We start from the raw sequence: 15,640 nt of genomic DNA on the forward strand, positions 1-15,640 counted from the left end.
TGTTAGATAATATAACATGAAAAAAGCATCAGTGCCAGTTGCTATAGCACATTATGCAAAGGATTGCTGTATTAATCTAAATTCTCGTTATTTCCTCTATAATTACTCTTAACGAGGATGATCTCCTTTGCACATAGTGGTATGCCGTAGTCCTTTTTCAAATCAATAGGTTTCGAGAGAATAGCCTTACTTCTGATTCTGGTAAAAAGCTATCAACAGCTAAAGCATCCCCATTTTTTTCTATAAATTTTGTATCGTTGCTATATGTAACAGTACAAGTATATCCAATGGAGTATACGTTTTTCTTACGCTTGTTTATTTCATTAGAACAGTCGACTGTAAAACTGTTTTCTTGCAAGAAATAGTCTAATGCTGGTCAGCGACTACTCTGCAAGCTAATGTACGCTCTTCATCCCATATGAACATAATGTTTCAAGGGATTCACGTATTGAGCACAATGTGAGCTTAAAGCACAAAGAGCGAGCACAGTAGGCTCGCTCTTTGAAGCAAAACTATAATTTAGATAAGGTGATTCCGAACAGCAGTTGACTTACTTGCCGTACACAACAGGACCATGCCATCCTAAGTTTCCATCGCTCACATTTGTCACTTCGAAGCCTTGTCTAGCCAAAAACTCGCAAACTCGACCGCTGCGTGCACCGCTGCGGCAAATAACAATAACTTCTCCTTCTCTATCATGCACCTCATTCTGACGTGCATCGAATTCAGAAAGCGGTATTAAGCGAGCTTCAGCGATATGACCAGCTTCCCACTCATCAGGCTCTCTTACATCAATTAAATTAATCGCTTCACCAGATTGTAATCGCTGTTGAAGTTCATCTGCAGTAATTTCATTGTACATGGAAGTAACATCCTCTCATTGATATACTCAAATTTTACCGAAACTCAAAAGTAAAGTCCATCCTTCACTAAGGAATCTGAGTGAATTTTTTATGTTCTATCTACTGCTTTCTCCGATTTTTTGCGGCAAGCAGTCGATTCATCGTTTCATTTTTCTCAGTAGAATGTGGTTCTTCTTTCTGATGGTTTTCTAAGCCTTGAGAAACTTGCAGCTTCTGATCATTCTGTCGATCGACAGGCTGCTGAGCTGCCTCTCCCCATTGCTCTTCCTTCGTCAATAATGTATTACCTCGCTCTGCCAGCTGCTGCTTGCGCTCATTCAGGCGCTGGAAGGTTGACTGTTCAACGGACGTTCGCTGCTGCTTGTGTCCATTACTCATGCTAGTAGCCGTTCTCAGCTTCGCTAGCCATCTTCCCCAAGGTAATGCCAAGCGTCGATTCGCAATATCAGCTAGCCATAAAATAATTAGAAGAAGCAACAGCTCTCTTGACCAATCATAGCTTTGCTTCAACGTTACGGGATCGAACTGAAATAACGATTCTGCTTCTTCTAACGTGCGTACCTGACCGCCAGTCAGCTGCGCCAACGCTTCAAGCTTTTCACGTGCTTCAGCCTTATTGGCATCAAGACGATATTCCGCTGAATATGGAACAACAAAGCCAGTCGTTACAGCATTCTCTAGCTCGGCTTGCTCACCTGAATTCGTGGGCTTAGTTTCTCCGATCTGCGATAGATAGATACCGCTAGTCAGCTTCGAGACATCAGCTTCATAGCGTCCGTTACCTAACGGAACCAGCGGTAGTATCGATGTGCTGTCTTCCTGCTGGATACTCATTCCTAGTTTCGAATACGATGCTTCATCGTTGCTAGTTACGATCACGCTGCCTTGTTCACTTAGCTTCAGCTCGTATGGAGATTGACTGAACTGTGGATATGTCCATTTCACCCACTCAACGAAAATATTAGGGAATTCATTCCATGTCACCCAATCTGAGCTCCACCTGCCATTCAGATCTGATGTAAAGGCAACGCTTTTCCCTGAACCGATATTCCAGCGAGCCAGCAATGGATCCTCCTGTGGTGTCCACAGTGCGATCTCTGCCGTAGTTTTCGGACTAGTTGCTACATAGGCATCAATATGCGGCAGTCCGCCGCTCCATAGATTAGTCCAGGTGCCTGCATAGCCTTCGATAGGTAAGACGCGCTCATCGACAATATAGGCGCGTGACATCATCGTTGCTTCTCTTGAAAAGATAGCTGGTAGCGTCGTTTCGTCCTCTGTATAATAGGAGCGGCCAGAGCCGAGCTCAGCAAGTCTAGCAAGAAAGTTAACATCAGAATCTTGACCAACTGCAACCGTTGACAATGTAATCCCATTCTTTTTTATATCTGCTAATAGCGTCTCATATTCTGGTGTATAGGGTGAGATACCATCGGTTAGTAGTATGATATGCCTGCGTCCCGCCGCGTCCAGGTCAAACCCATCGAACGCATCGTTTAGTGCTGGATAAATATCCGTTCCTCCAGCTGGTTGAATCGACATGATGCTGCTAATAACATCGTCACCATTTTGCAGCTTAGTCGGCTGTACAATCCAGGTCGGTCTTGAATCAAATGCAATAACGCCTACTGTATCAACCTCTCGCATAAGCTCCACCGTGCGGGCAGCAGCTTCCTTAGCAAGCTCCATCTTCGAGCCCGACATACTGCCTGAATGGTCAATGACGAGCATGAGCGACAGATCTGGAATTTTCTTTTTGCCTGATAGCTGCATATTTACTGGCAAGATGGATTCTATAGGAGTATCAAAATACCCACCGATTCCGAAGCTATTATCGCCGCCGATCATGACGAAGCCTACACTATAATTGCGCACCGCTGATTCAATATGCTCCATCTTTAGTTGAGGCAGCTGGACCGCACTTACATTATTAAAAATAATTGAATCATACTGAACATACTGTGCCAGCTCATAGCTTAGCTGCTCCGGCTGAATCGTTTCATAGGCGATATATGAAGCCGATAAGGCAGCCTCGATATTACGCGAGCTGCCTTGCTCTCCTTCGACGATCAGCACCCCTGCTGGTCCACTCACCCGACTTAAGGCATAGGCCGTATTGTTTTTCGCTTGTGTATCTTCCGCCATACGTAGCACGGCACGGTAGGATCTTATTCCAGAAGAGGTTGCTAAAGCATCAATTAGATACGTATTTGTTCCTTTAATAAGCTGGATCATTTGCTCAGCAATGAGTTCGTCATTCTCATAGATGAGCAGCTCAGCTGGTGCTTCATTCGTGCTATCAATCTTTACATTAAGCTGATACTTTTCACCTTGCTTTAATTGACTTGGCACATGTAGTGTCGAGATCGCAGCATCCTCACCGACTTTACTCGATAACGGAACGACATCTACTACAATATTCATTGCATCCATGAGCTGGGCTTCCTTCGTCAAGCTTCCGATTGTCTCTAACCCATCAGAAAATAATACAATTTTCCCTCCGCCTGCTTGATTCAGTATACCGCCAGCCTGTCGCAGGGCAGCCGCAATATTCGTTTGCGAGGGATCGACAATGGTCCGGAACGAATGCAGCGACTCCTGTTGCTTTATTGGCTGCAGCGCTCGATCCATCATAATATTGTTAGCAAAGGACATAACTGCCATATGATCTTTGTCATCCTTACTATCCAACGGTTGTAGATAGTTGATAACTTCATCAGTATGACCAACAGAATCAGAGCGATCGACAAGGACAAGCACATTTCGCTGTTCAACCATTGTATATGGTGTTAAACCAATTACCATGATGAAGATGAGCAGCAAAATGAGTGTGCGAAGGCTGATGGCGATATGCTTCTTGCTTCCTGTAATTCTCGTAGTATAGCGATATTGAAGCCATACATAGAGCGGCAATAGCAGCAGGATCGGAAGCAACCAAGGTGACGCAATATTAAATCCCACGACGATACACCTCCCACTCTAGCAGCAACAATAGCATTAGACAGGCAGCAAGCCATGCCGTCAGCTTACTCATCCCTGTGCCTTCGCTTTGGTCATTCGGCTCCTCAGCGTTTGAGCTGCCGCTAATTAGCTCGGCAATGCTGGCAGTAGCAAACTCCGTTGCATCAGCCGTAATGACAGCTGTACGCTGCTGAACAGTATCGCCTTGCTCATTTAGCTCGATAAGTGAATATACGCCGGGTGCGGATGGAGCTGTGACGTATCCATCTTCAACTGCGGTCTCGCTTATCCTTTCATCACTAGGTTCTTCATCTAAACGGTGCCAATAGCTCGTGCTCGTATCCGCTGACATTGATAGCGTAGGGATCGCATTGGCGAGCATAGAGCCAAGCTGATTAGAAGAGCCAGATACTAAATAATCAACGCTATTCATCACTAATAGCGGAAACACAGCTCGCAGCGGCAGATCACTATCCTGTAGAGCAAATGTATAGCGCAGCAATGGCTTCTGATTATGTGTTCCGGCAAGGATGGCAGCGGCTCCACCGTATTGTACGAGCACGTCATGCGGCGCTAGCTCCTCAGCACTTAGCTCCCGAATTGAAGAAATAAATATATCGTCCATCGTGAAATATTGTGTTACCTCATGCTCATTTACTACAGGCTCCGCATGAACTAGCTTAGCTTGCTGATCAGCTGCAGGGTGATCAACGATCCAAAGTGGAAAGCGATCCAGCACATCCTTCCATGCGTTATCCTTCGTAAGCTTTTCATAGCTACCATCTGTAATGATAAAATGAACCGTCGACAACAGCTCCTGATTTGGAACAGCTGAGGTTGGTGCCAGCTTCGTTACTCCTACATTCATAAGCTGAAGTGCTTTTTCCAGAAAGAGATTGCCGTCGCTGATGAGCAGTGCCTCATAAACTCGTTCTTCAGCAATTAACCCATACTGCTTGTTATTGTACGGATTAGGATCCTGATTGTGTGGTGTCAACCGTGCCATATAGTAATGGCCTTGTGGCAAGTCGTACATCTGAAAGGTTGTAACACCACTTGCTGCTGCCGATTGCTTGTAGCTCTTATCTGACAGCTTTCTCCCTTGCTCATTATAGGCGATTACGGTAAGCTCCAGCTCACGCTGCTCTTGAGGAGCATGCATTACGGTCGCAAAGCCATGAACGGCGCGTTCCTCCTGAGACAATGTAAAGCTGCGAATCCGTTCATCCTCAGCTGCCGCAGGCGATGCGTACATATGCCATATCTCTAAGCTATTCTCTTCAGCTTGTATTACCTCTTGATTGATGTTGTAGCGCTCATCGACAAAGTAGTGAATCATCGATTGCTCACTGCTGCTTGCGAGTGCTCGTGCTAGGCTTAATGCTGTCTCATCATCGGTAGTGCCATAGTACGGATCGATATCCTCGATGATTCGTACGAGTTCTTGCTTCTGATTACTTTGGTTAGCTAAAATTTGTGGGTATTCGCCGTTAACGATGAGCGTAACTTCGCCCCCACCCCATTCCTTGTCGAGCCAGCTAATCAATTCATGCTTAGCGGTATCAAGGTAGGTCTTGCCATCTGTGTCTATACTTGTCGCCATGCTAGCAGAGCGATCAAGCAAAATAACAGCATGTGTATCCTCTGCAAGCTTCCTTTCCACTGCTGGTTCCATTAACGCTATAACGATAAGCAGTAATATCATGAGCTGCAGCCATAATAGCAGCTGCTGCTTTAATCGCTGCCATGGGCGGTTAGCTTCCTGCTCCTGAAGTACCTGTCGCCAGAGCAGATGACTCGAAATTCGCTTTGGCTCATAGCGTTTTTTCAATATGTACATGGCGATGATGAGCAAAGCAGCTAGCCCAAACCATGCTGATGTCAATGAAAGCCAGTGCATGCTCTCACCTCCGTTTAATTTATTGACAGATCTGTTCGTCAGCTACCGATATTGAATGTAGCTGCCGGACGAAAGCAGCTTCATGAAGCTATCAGGCAATGCTTCACTGCAATTTATGCTAAAAAATCCGATACCACGACTCTCACAGAGCTTACGAAGCCGCTCGCGAAATTCGCTGACTCCGCGCTTATATTTCTCTATTACTGCAGGCGACATCGCGACCTCCTTGGCACGACTCGTCTCAATATCAATGAATCGCCACTCACCCTCAAGCTGTGGAGCTAGCTCATCACCATGCAGAATATGAACAAACACGACCTGCTGCTGCCTTGCTTGCAGGCTAGATAACAGTGAGTCTAACCCTTGCTCATACAGTCCGTCAGAGAAGATCCACGTCACACCAGCTCTTCGCGGCAGCTTGCTGCCGCCTGCAAACGGTGCTGCTGCATCGCTAATTGCTGAACCCGCATCTTCGACAAACGCCTCGTCGATCGCCTCCGAAGCTATAGAGGCTTCTGTGATCGATTCAGACAGCCTGCTTATCATCGTGAATTTTGCATGCTTGCCATGCAGCATCGGGAGCTGCCTGTATACCTCTCTCTCATTAAACAACGAAATACTCACTCGGTCATCGCCTTGCAGCGCAACATAACCAACACTCGCTGCCATGCGAAGCGCTGTAAGCCATTTATTATGCTCACCTTCACCAATTGCGGTCATCGAGCGAGAGCTATCGACATACAGATGAAAGCTGCGCTCTTGCTCATCCCAATACTGCCGAATATATGCCTTGTTCGTACGTCCATACAGGTTCCAATCGATTCTTCGAATATCGTCACCGGCGATATAAGGACGATAATCTGCAAATTCCAAGGAGCTGCCAAGACTGCTTGAGCTTCGTTTACCTGCCAGCATCCCCCTCGTACGAGCTCCGCCGTGCAAGGCCATCGCATCAAGCTTCGCTAGCCAGCCCTCATAGGGGAATAGTTGCTGCAGCGCAGCAAGCATATTATTAGAACCTAGCTCTGTCATGGCTATCCTCCCTTACACCTTCGCGCGCTGCTGCTCAAGCGTGCGCTCAATCTGCTCGATCAGTGTATCTGCGGCGATGCCTTGGGCAAGCGCTTCATAGCTAAGCCCAAGCCGATGCCGCAGCACAGGCTTTGCTGCATAGGTGATATCCCCCCAGGAGACATGAGCTCTTCCCAAGGTTAGAGCTCTTACTCTACTAATCGCTATAAGTGCTTGAAGCGCTCGTGGTCCAGCTCCATAACGTACATATTGCTTTATCTGCTCAGGTGCATCCTGCTCATGCGGATGCGTACGCATCACAAAGCTGACAGCAAGCTCAAGCATGTCGTCAGAGCATAGCACCTGCTTAGCGAGCCGCTGCAGTGCTTCCAGCTTCTTGCCGTCAATAACTGGTTTTGCAGACTCATGCTTTACACCTGTCGTTCGTTTTACAATTTCCTTAAGCTCATCGCGCGTCGGAAACTGAATGCCGATCTTAATGAGAAAGCGATCAAGCTGAGCTTCAGGCAGTGGGTACGTACCTTCCTGCTCGATTGGGTTCTGAGTTGCTAGAACAAAGAATGGCCTAGGCAGCGTATAGCTTTCTCCTCCTGCTGTCACCGTTCCTTCCTGCATCGCCTCAAGCAACGCACTTTGCGTCTTAGGTGTAGCGCGATTGATCTCATCCGAAAGCACAATATTGCCAAATATCGGTCCTTTGCTAAATCTTTGCGTATGACTGCTTAGATCAAGCAGCATCGTACCCGTAATATCCGCCGGCATCAGATCAGGAGTAAACTGTATTCTTGAAAACTCTAGCTCCATTGCATCGGAAACTGTTCGAACAAGCATCGTTTTTCCGAGACCAGGTATCCCTTCAAGTAATGCATGGCCTCCTGCGATCATGCACCAGAGCAGCTGTTCAACCACCTGCTCTTGACCGACAATGACCTTCGCTACTTCTTGCTTTAATTCTGCGATCATATGTTTAGCATCTTCCATCTGCAGCGTATGTTCCAAGTTCGTTTCCTCCATTTCATGCCGAGTCGTTAATCCGGCTGTATTGAATCAAAATATTGCTGAACTTTATTTTGCATATGAGCAGGCAAATTAGAACGCTGAAGTGCATCCTTGGCTGCCGATTCATATTCACGATACACCTCAGAATAATTTCCTTTCTGACCTGTAACCGTTGGTGAAACGCCTCCTGAGCTAATCTGTCCTCCTGTGCTTGGACCGCCATCAACAGACGGCTCACTTTCTCCCTCATAGATTCGAGGTGTAGTGACTGTAGCATGCTGCCCTGGTGTCGAGCCTGCACCTGTGCCACCCGCTCCTTGGCCCGCTCCTTGGCCTGCTCCTTGACCCGCTCCTTGGCCTGGACCTTGGCCTGCTCCTTGGCCTGCTCCTTGATCAGGTTCCTGATCTGCACCGTCTCCTTCTCCATCGCTTGAGCCGTTGCTTGAAGTATCATTATTAGCGTCTGTTCCGGAGCCTTGGCTCGCTTCTTGCTCATTCGCTTTATATTCATCTGCCGCTCTTGCTAGCTGATCACTAAGATTAGCGTCTATACCAGCAAGCGCCTCGCTCAGATCAGACAGTTGCTGCGCTAATGAGTTACCAGCTTCACTTAATTCGCTGCTGCTTAGACGAGAGGACAGCAGGTCACTTAGCTGCCGAGCGAGCTGTTCAGCATCTTCGTCTGTAAGCGCTCCATCTGATTCTAGCTGCTCTGCAGCTTTACCAAGCTCATTAGCTAGCTCTGCCTGAGCTGTTTCCAGCTCCCTCGCTAATTGCGCTAATGCATCGGCCTGTTCTGACGTTAACTGCTTTAACGCCTCACGAACCGCTTGCTGCTGACTCTCCTTGGCCATATCCTTCGCTGCTTCTAGCGATTGCTGCAGCTGTTGAAGTGACTGCTCCCGTTCCATAGCATCATTCAATTGCTCTAAGCGCTGAACCGCTTGATCCTTTTCCTGTTCGAGCTGCTTTAGTTCTTTAAGTGCTTCCTCTAGCTGCTGGGCATGTGATAGTGATAAGCGCTCTTTGTTATCTAACTGCTCTAGCAATTCATCTAAGCTCGCCAACAGCTGCTCCTTGTCCTGCTCCTCCAGCTCCGCTTGCTCTACAGCATCCTTCGTATGCTGTAATTCCTCTTCTAGCTCTGCAATCAAGCTTTCTTGCTCCTTCATCTGCTTAGCAACTGCATCCTGCTCATTTGGCATAATGAACAACGATCCTATGATTACAATAGTTAACCCCATTAAAGACATCCATAGCCGCGCATTCCAGCCTCGCTGCCAAGGTATGCGTTGCTTCAGCTCAGCTCGGTAGCGTTCAGCTGCAATCGCTGCATGCTCCACCACATGCTTTCCCATCATTGAAAGCTGCTGCTCTTCAGGAAGGGTTAATGCCGTTCTGACTGCATCATCGCCAAGCTCTACGTCAACCAGCTTTGCTGCACTGCTAGCAGTCATTCTATTTCTTAATCTGATGATCAAAAACATCACGATACATAGAAGCCAGATCGCCGCAGCGATCCATTTGCTATATAAAATCGGAACGAATCTCGCAACGATTAGTAGAAAAGCAGCGGGCAGTGCGCCGCACACAACACCCTTAATGAATGCAGACAGCAACGATGTTCTATTCCATCGCCGAGCAATAATTTTTAAATGGTTGTATATCGCAGTCATATCAGCCCTCCTTACCTTCTACGTTACACTCAGGTCGTCCATAATCTTTATGTTCCTCAGCCTTATCGGATGTGGAAATCGAGTAGGAGGGGGCGGCTAGCCCCCGTCCTCTCACACCACCGTGCATACCGTTCGGTACACGGCGGTTCATGTCATATTCCGCAAAAGACTGTATCTGTCCGTTAAACTTCTCAGTCCAAGAGATGACCAATATTGGTTGTTCATTGACCGATGAAGAATCGGACTACATGCAATTCGCCAGTGTTTCTTCCTCGAATTTCCCCATTCATGTGCCTTTTGTTTCGAAACGCCTAACGACAGCAGTTTTCTGACCTTTGTCTTCGGCTGCTTCCATTCTTTCCATATACACATTCGAAGCCTTCTTCTTATCCATTCGTCCAACGCTTGGAACACACTTTTCGTATCGGCTAATGCATAATAACCGCACCAGCCTGTGAGATATTGATTAAGTTCCTTTATTCGTAGTTCGATCGGGATTGGCTTACTCCGAGAGGTGATCGCTTTAATCTTTGTTTTCACTCGATCTAGTGATAGCTTTGCGATCTTTATTCGCGGATTTTTCTTCTCCCAGCTGAACGTGAAACCTAGAAATTTACGCCTCCATGGACGGTCAACCGCGCTTTTCTCTCGGTTAACTTTCAACTTCAGTTTTCCTTCGATGAATGCAGTAATGGAGCTCATCACTCGTTGTCCTGCCTTCCACGTTTTCACATAGATGTTGCAGTCGTCGGCATATCTCACGAAACGAAGGTTCCTCTTTTCCAGTTCCTTATCTAACTCGTCTAGGACGATGTTCGATAATAGCGGACTAAGTGGACCTCCTTGCGGAGCCCCTTCCGTTGTCGCTTGAACGAGACCTCCTTCCATTACTCCCGCTTGCAGATAGCCGCGAATAAGTTTCAGCACCATTTTGTCTGTCACTCGTTCCGCTAGTTTTGCCATTAAGCGGTCGTGATGGATTCGGTCGAAGAATTTCTCCATGTCAATGTCTACCACAATGCGGTATCCCTCTTCCATGTAGCTTCGTGCTTTCCTTACCGCATCATGCCCTCGCCGTTGTGGGCGAAATCCATAACTTTGCTCGGAAAACGTTGGGTCAAATACAGGCGTTAATACTTGGATGATTGCTTGCTGAATGAGGCGATCTGTCACCGTAGGTATGCCTAAGAGCCGAGTTCCACCGTTCGGTTTCGGGATTTCGACCCGACGGACTGGACTCGGTTCATACGCTCCTTTCTTTATGCTTTCACGAATGGTTTGCCAATGTTGTACGAGGTGTCTGCGTAAATCTTTTACCGACATGCCATCTACGCCGTGGCTTCCTTTATTCGCTTCGACCCTCGCTAGCGCCGATAGCATATTTTCTCGTGACAGTATTTCTTCGATCATCCTTAGATACAACTCCCTTGCGTGAATGATTCTTTCTCTTTGTGCCGCTGATGAGCTCTGCCCTTCCGAGTACCCTCGCGTATTCACCGCTACTTTCCTCAGATAAGTCCTTTCGGATTGTCTGCTTTCATCGCCCATCCTCGAACGCCAAGATTCTTCATTCCTATTCCATGTTCGGTCCTTCCGCTAGCTGTTGCAACAGCCTGCGTACTATGACCTCTGCTGACTTCTGTACGTTCAGCTCGCCCTCGTGGGCAAGGTTACGAAGTTCACTTCGCATTCCGCACAGATCTCCCCAGGTAAGAACGCTATCTTCCTCTCCATCTATCTGCTTCATTTACTCTCGTACGCCTTCGGCAGTATGGACTTCAGTTTGTGCAGCAACCTCATCCAACGTACGCTAGCCTTGTATGAAGTTCGTGTCCCTCAGACCGGAGATTTGCCGCTGGCTTCCTTCAGATTCCACCTCGCGATGGACACCCTTGCCTTAAGCTATGGCTACTACTGCCTTCACCATTCGGGACTTGAACCCTAGAGATAGCGCCCATGCTGGGCACACTGCAGGAAAAGGAGTCTATGGCTAGACTCCTTTTTTCTTCCTGCTTACTGGTCTAAGATTGCGAATCGCTCCATATATAGCAAGCACAAGTATCGCTGTATAAAAGATGACGTACTCCAACCAAAACGGCACATGATCGAAGAACGTCTTCGATGCTCGAGATGATCGAGCTAGTGACATATACCAATCTCCACCGTCGAGCACACTGTACAATGCGAAGCCTGGATTAATCGCTAGGAAATGAAGTATCCACGAATCATTAGCCGGATTATTTCCACTAAAGCCATAGCTATTATAGCCAAACGAGAACAGCAGGTAGATAATACCCGTACCTACGAACATAAACAGCACAACACCGTACGTTACAATTACCGCGATCATCGTCCGCTTGAATATCGTGGAAAACAGTACACCGAATGCTCCAAACACAAGCATATTAAAAATAAAGAACGCAAATACACTTAACAGCTGACCAGGTGAAATCCCACCATATAAAAATACAATTCCGTATAAAGGAAGCGTGCTAAACACAATAAGCAGCATAAAGCTAATGCTAGCAATCAGCTTGCTAACAATGATCGTAAAGGACGTTTGCTGCGTAGTTAGCAATAGATTAAGGGTTTGTTTTTCACGCTCGCTGCTTATTACACCTGCCGTCAATCCAGGCGACATAAAGGCAATAAGACCTAGCTGAGCAAATGACAATACGATAAACGTAATGCCCGTAAACCCACTGGAATATATGGAATTTCTCATATCTATGCCCACGATTGAGAAGATTACGCCAGAAAACAAGCCCATTGCAATCAAATATGCCAGCAATGTCCACATCGATCTGGAGGTGCGCATCCGTAATCGATATTCCTTGTCAATAACAGGATTCATAAAAAACTGCTTCACGGACTGCAAAGGTTGAAGTTTACTCATTGCTCTGCTCCTCCTCCCTTCGTAATCGCTAGGAAGATATCTTCCAGATCCGTCTGCTGCTCCTGGTAGGAGATAACCTCATAATCGGCCAGCAGTATGTGCTTTAACAATGCAGCCTGTTCTGCATCCTGTCCAGAGAATTGCACCTCAAGCTTCGCACCATCAATAAAGACACCCTGTACAAGAGGCTGATCGAGCAAAAATTGCTTCAGTTCCTCCTGTCGACCGCTTGTTTTTATCGTTAGCTGCCGCTTCGCCATCAATTGCTGCTGTATGCGATTAATGTTGCCGACAGCAATCATGCTGCCATGCTCGATAACCCCTATTTCATCAACCATTTCCGCCAGCTCAGGCAAAATATGCGATGATATAATGATCGTCTTGCCCATGCTTTTCAATTCCTTTAATATTTCGCGCATCTCAATGCGTGCACGAGGGTCAAGACCTGAAGCCGGCTCGTCAAGAATTAATAGCTCCGGATCATGCACGAGGCAGCGTGCCAAGCATAGTCGCTGCTTCATCCCCCGTGAGAGGGAATCTACATAAGCATCCTTTTTGTCTGATAAATTAACGAGCTCCAGCAGCTGAGGAATAAGCTGCTCACGTTCCTTACGAGGTATGCCATAGCTGCCGCCATAAAAGTGTAAATATTCCTCTGTTTTCAGCTGGTCATAAACACCGAAGAAGTCAGGCATATACCCGATCTTCTTGCGAACCTCATGCGGATGCTCCGTTACATCCAGTCCATCCACCTTGACCGTTCCTTCTGTTGGAAGCATCAAGGTTGCGATAATCGACATCGTTGTTGATTTACCTGCTCCATTGGGTCCGACAAAGCCAAACACGCTTCCTTTTGGAATAATCATGTCGATCCCCTTCAGCGCTTGAAAGGTGCCAAATGTTTTCGTTAGTCCACTGATCTCAATCATATTGTCCGTCATGGCTGCACCTCGCGATCTAATAGCAGCATAGGCAGGATGCCCTCGTAGTATTCGTTTCCGCTATCGAGCTTAATTTTTATACTATTCCATTCATCTACATAGGGATCTAGTTCGTAGCTTTTCGTTGTAGCTTCCTCCCATTCCCCGCTCTGTACATTGTATATCTGCATCGTTAGCTGAGCACTGAACTGCGAAGGCTGCGGAATGAATTCGGCTGTTCCATTGTAATCAGATGGCAGCGTATATTTTAACTCTACTGCTCCATCGGTCAATGAGAAAAACTGCTTTTTATCATTCAGGATCGAGTATTCGCCTCTTTCAACAACTGCACCATTTGGTTCAATCATTTGCAGAGCCCATATCCCTTCACTAAGCTGCTGCTCTATATTGACGACCCACATTTTCAGCTCATCGTTTTTCACTGACTTGTTGTTTACTACGTAGCCTGCCTCATCCTCCTTGTAGCTGAATGCGATAATCATCGCTGCGTAAGAGAATGGTGTATTATCGAGAAGATAGGTTTCTCTAGATAGCTCATCCCAACCCTTCCCGCTTCCTTGACTTAAACTCGACCCATAATTGTTATGGTATGCATTCATATTTGCAAACCCATTGCTTGAGATTGCTCGCGGCAGTCTATACTCGAGCGACTCGCCCGCTGGCAAATGATCGATATAATATAATCTAGAATAGGCAACGAGAGAAACATGCTTAAGATCTACGCCTGTTTCATTATAGACAGTCATCATATTATCCTGGTCGTCTACAGCTTCAATGTCTACTGTAATGGAGCCGTATTGCTCTGCGTTATAGATTTGTTCCTCCAGCAGCGTAGATTTCATTGTCCAATACTTATTATTTGTAAACATGACCTCTTTGCTTGGATTATGATGATAAACTCTTTGCTGCTTATTCGTGCTTACCTCTGAGCCTGCGTTCGTATTACCTGTCATTATGATCGGATTTACATGCTCGGGGAGCTTCATTACTACATCCTTACTGTTAGGAATGAAAATATTGTTCACTCCAGTTTCACGTACCGCGCCTTCATCTATCATCGCTACCCGTATTCCATTCACGTACAGACTAGATTTGTCTCTTGAACCGATTACGACAATAATGATCGTTGACAGAACGGCCGTCAGTGGTATCATCCACCAAGACCATTCTCTGCGATCGACACGCTTCAACACGACATACAGAATCGGTGCAACAATTAATATATAGATAAAAAATATAATAAGCAGTGCAGCTACTTCAGGTGGATGCAAGCGTGGAAAATAATTCGAGCTGTTCTCCATTGCGTACATATCCGGTTGATTGACTGTTCCAGCAAGCATTAATTGCTCGCTTAGCAGCGATTGAATAAACGCCGTTCTTCCGTCCCATGTCGAGAATGGCTTAAGCCCAAGATCAAATGCCGTATAATATACGCTCCCATGTCCGAACCGTGCTACTGCCGTAATTGGGATGCCACCATCCTGAACAATGGTGTCGCCTTTAATAAGCCTTCCATTGATCACCGGAAGCGGCTGCAGCGGCTCAGTTATACCAACATAATCGGATAATTTGGTCGCTTGCTCCCACTGCTTAGTATCTCTGCCTTCAACGGGAACGATGTCTGCAAATGCTGCAGCGGTCTGTTCATAGCCTGCTCCACCACCAAAGAGCAAGGTGCCTCCATTAGCAACCCAATCCTTAATGGCCTTAACCTTTTGCTCGGACCACTCTGCTGTCGATATATCATTCAACACAAGAAAAGTGAACATCGATAAATCATTCATCGATTCAGCATAAAAATCGGCATCGAGCACGATTGGTGTGATTGAAAAGCCTTGATTGTTCAAAAATGCCACAAAATTCAATGTATCTGGATCATTCGCTGCAATACCAATCGTTGTTGCTGTCGCTACACTTTGCCCAATTGCATGCTTCACGCCTGTCGTATCAAGTAGTTGCCCTCGATCAACACCGCCCTCGTAGAACTCTATTAATGTTTCGTTCTGTGTAAGGTTTCCAGCTACTGTCATATACGCCTCGACGGTGCTGCCCTTCGTTACCTCTAGCGGTAAGATGTGAGCAACCGACAGCCCTCGATGATTCTCTAAGTTTAAGACAAGCTCGCCCTTCAGATCTCGATCATCATGATTGGTCACCGTAAATTGTACAGGTGCACTTTTACCGAAAACATACTGACCGTTGTAGCCAACCTTTACATCAATATGAAGCTTGTCTCCTGCTGTATTGCTGCCCTCTGCCTCAGTCGCTATTGCCGGTATGGCTTGCGTCATCCATAGTAAGCTAACTAGCGCTATCATCAGCAGCATATATTTCATTCGATTAAACACATTATGACCCCTTCCACCATCCAT

General features: G+C 46.6%; 11 protein-coding genes. All 11 read right to left on the reverse strand.

Annotated features, from left to right (window positions below; all coding sequences use genetic code 11):
* Positions 1-550: 550 nt before the first annotated feature.
* The 11 genes from NSQ99_RS11270 to NSQ99_RS11320 all read right to left on the reverse strand — a co-directional run bounded on the left by NSQ99_RS11270 (position 551) and on the right by NSQ99_RS11320 (position 15,640).
* Positions 551-862 (reverse strand): rhodanese-like domain-containing protein, encoded by a 312-nt coding sequence (locus NSQ99_RS11270; protein WP_251665394.1) that lies wholly within the window; start codon positions 860-862, stop codon positions 551-553.
* Between the two features lie 100 nt (positions 863-962).
* Positions 963-3,824, reverse strand: a complete 2,862-nt coding sequence (locus tag NSQ99_RS11275) for a VWA domain-containing protein (protein ID WP_340836655.1) — start codon at positions 3,822-3,824, stop codon at positions 963-965.
* Complete coding sequence (locus tag NSQ99_RS11280; RefSeq protein WP_340836656.1) at positions 3,814-5,724, reverse strand: vWA domain-containing protein; 1,911 nt, start codon at positions 5,722-5,724, stop codon at positions 3,814-3,816. The genes NSQ99_RS11275 and NSQ99_RS11280 overlap by 11 nt, the downstream gene beginning before the upstream one ends.
* A 42-nt stretch (positions 5,725-5,766) precedes the next feature.
* Positions 5,767-6,756: a DUF58 domain-containing protein gene (locus NSQ99_RS11285; protein ID WP_340836658.1), complete on the reverse strand. Its 990-nt coding sequence runs from the start codon at positions 6,754-6,756 to the stop codon at positions 5,767-5,769.
* Between the two features lie 12 nt (positions 6,757-6,768).
* Entirely contained in the window at positions 6,769-7,737 is a 969-nt protein-coding gene (locus NSQ99_RS11290) for an AAA family ATPase (protein ID WP_340838779.1), read from the reverse strand.
* A gap of 47 nt (positions 7,738-7,784) precedes the next feature.
* On the reverse strand, positions 7,785-9,431 hold the full coding sequence (locus tag NSQ99_RS11295) for a hypothetical protein (RefSeq protein ID WP_340836659.1): 1,647 nt from the start codon (positions 9,429-9,431) through the stop codon (positions 7,785-7,787).
* A 147-nt stretch (positions 9,432-9,578) separates the two neighbouring features.
* Positions 9,579-10,841 (reverse strand): group II intron reverse transcriptase/maturase, encoded by a 1,263-nt coding sequence (gene ltrA / locus NSQ99_RS11300; RefSeq protein WP_340836661.1) that lies wholly within the window; start codon positions 10,839-10,841, stop codon positions 9,579-9,581.
* A gap of 163 nt (positions 10,842-11,004) precedes the next feature.
* Positions 11,005-11,178 (reverse strand): hypothetical protein, encoded by a 174-nt coding sequence (locus tag NSQ99_RS11305; RefSeq protein WP_251671621.1) that lies wholly within the window; start codon positions 11,176-11,178, stop codon positions 11,005-11,007.
* A 243-nt stretch (positions 11,179-11,421) separates the two neighbouring features.
* Positions 11,422-12,327, reverse strand: coding sequence for an ABC transporter permease (locus NSQ99_RS11310; RefSeq protein ID WP_340836663.1), 906 nt, complete (start codon positions 12,325-12,327; stop codon positions 11,422-11,424).
* A complete protein-coding gene (locus NSQ99_RS11315) occupies positions 12,324-13,256 on the reverse strand; it encodes an ABC transporter ATP-binding protein (protein ID WP_251666331.1) in 933 nt (310 codons plus the stop codon). The genes NSQ99_RS11310 and NSQ99_RS11315 overlap by 4 nt, the downstream gene beginning before the upstream one ends.
* Positions 13,257-13,264: 8 nt before the next feature.
* Positions 13,265-15,640 carry a hypothetical protein gene (locus tag NSQ99_RS11320; protein ID WP_340836665.1) on the reverse strand — a complete coding sequence of 792 codons (2,376 nt, stop codon included), beginning with the start codon at positions 15,638-15,640 and terminating at the stop codon, positions 13,265-13,267.

It is taken from the genome of Paenibacillus sp. FSL W7-1287, from assembly GCF_038004245.1.
GTDB classification, from domain to species: Bacteria; Bacillota; Bacilli; order Paenibacillales; family Paenibacillaceae; genus Pristimantibacillus; species Pristimantibacillus camelliae.

Excerpts from the sequence above, each read along its gene's own strand:
- NSQ99_RS11295 (WP_340836659.1), bottom strand. The coding sequence starts at position 9,431 with ATGACTGCGATATACAACCATTTAAAAATTATTGCTCGGCGATGGAAT.
- NSQ99_RS11310 (WP_340836663.1), bottom strand. The coding sequence starts at position 12,327 with ATGAGTAAACTTCAACCTTTGCAGTCCGTGAAGCAGTTTTTTATGAAT.
- NSQ99_RS11315 (WP_251666331.1), bottom strand. The coding sequence starts at position 13,256 with ATGATTGAGATCAGTGGACTAACGAAAACATTTGGCACCTTTCAAGCG.
- NSQ99_RS11280 (WP_340836656.1), bottom strand. The coding sequence starts at position 5,724 with ATGCACTGGCTTTCATTGACATCAGCATGGTTTGGGCTAGCTGCTTTG.
- ltrA (WP_340836661.1), bottom strand. The coding sequence starts at position 10,841 with ATGATCGAAGAAATACTGTCACGAGAAAATATGCTATCGGCGCTAGCG.
- NSQ99_RS11285 (WP_340836658.1), bottom strand. The coding sequence starts at position 6,756 with ATGACAGAGCTAGGTTCTAATAATATGCTTGCTGCGCTGCAGCAACTA.
- NSQ99_RS11270 (WP_251665394.1), bottom strand. The coding sequence starts at position 862 with ATGTACAATGAAATTACTGCAGATGAACTTCAACAGCGATTACAATCT.
- NSQ99_RS11320 (WP_340836665.1), bottom strand. The coding sequence starts at position 15,640 with ATGGATGGTGGAAGGGGTCATAATGTGTTTAATCGAATGAAATATATG.
- NSQ99_RS11290 (WP_340838779.1), bottom strand. The coding sequence starts at position 7,737 with ATGGAAGATGCTAAACATATGATCGCAGAATTAAAGCAAGAAGTAGCG.
- NSQ99_RS11305 (WP_251671621.1), bottom strand. The coding sequence starts at position 11,178 with ATGAAGCAGATAGATGGAGAGGAAGATAGCGTTCTTACCTGGGGAGAT.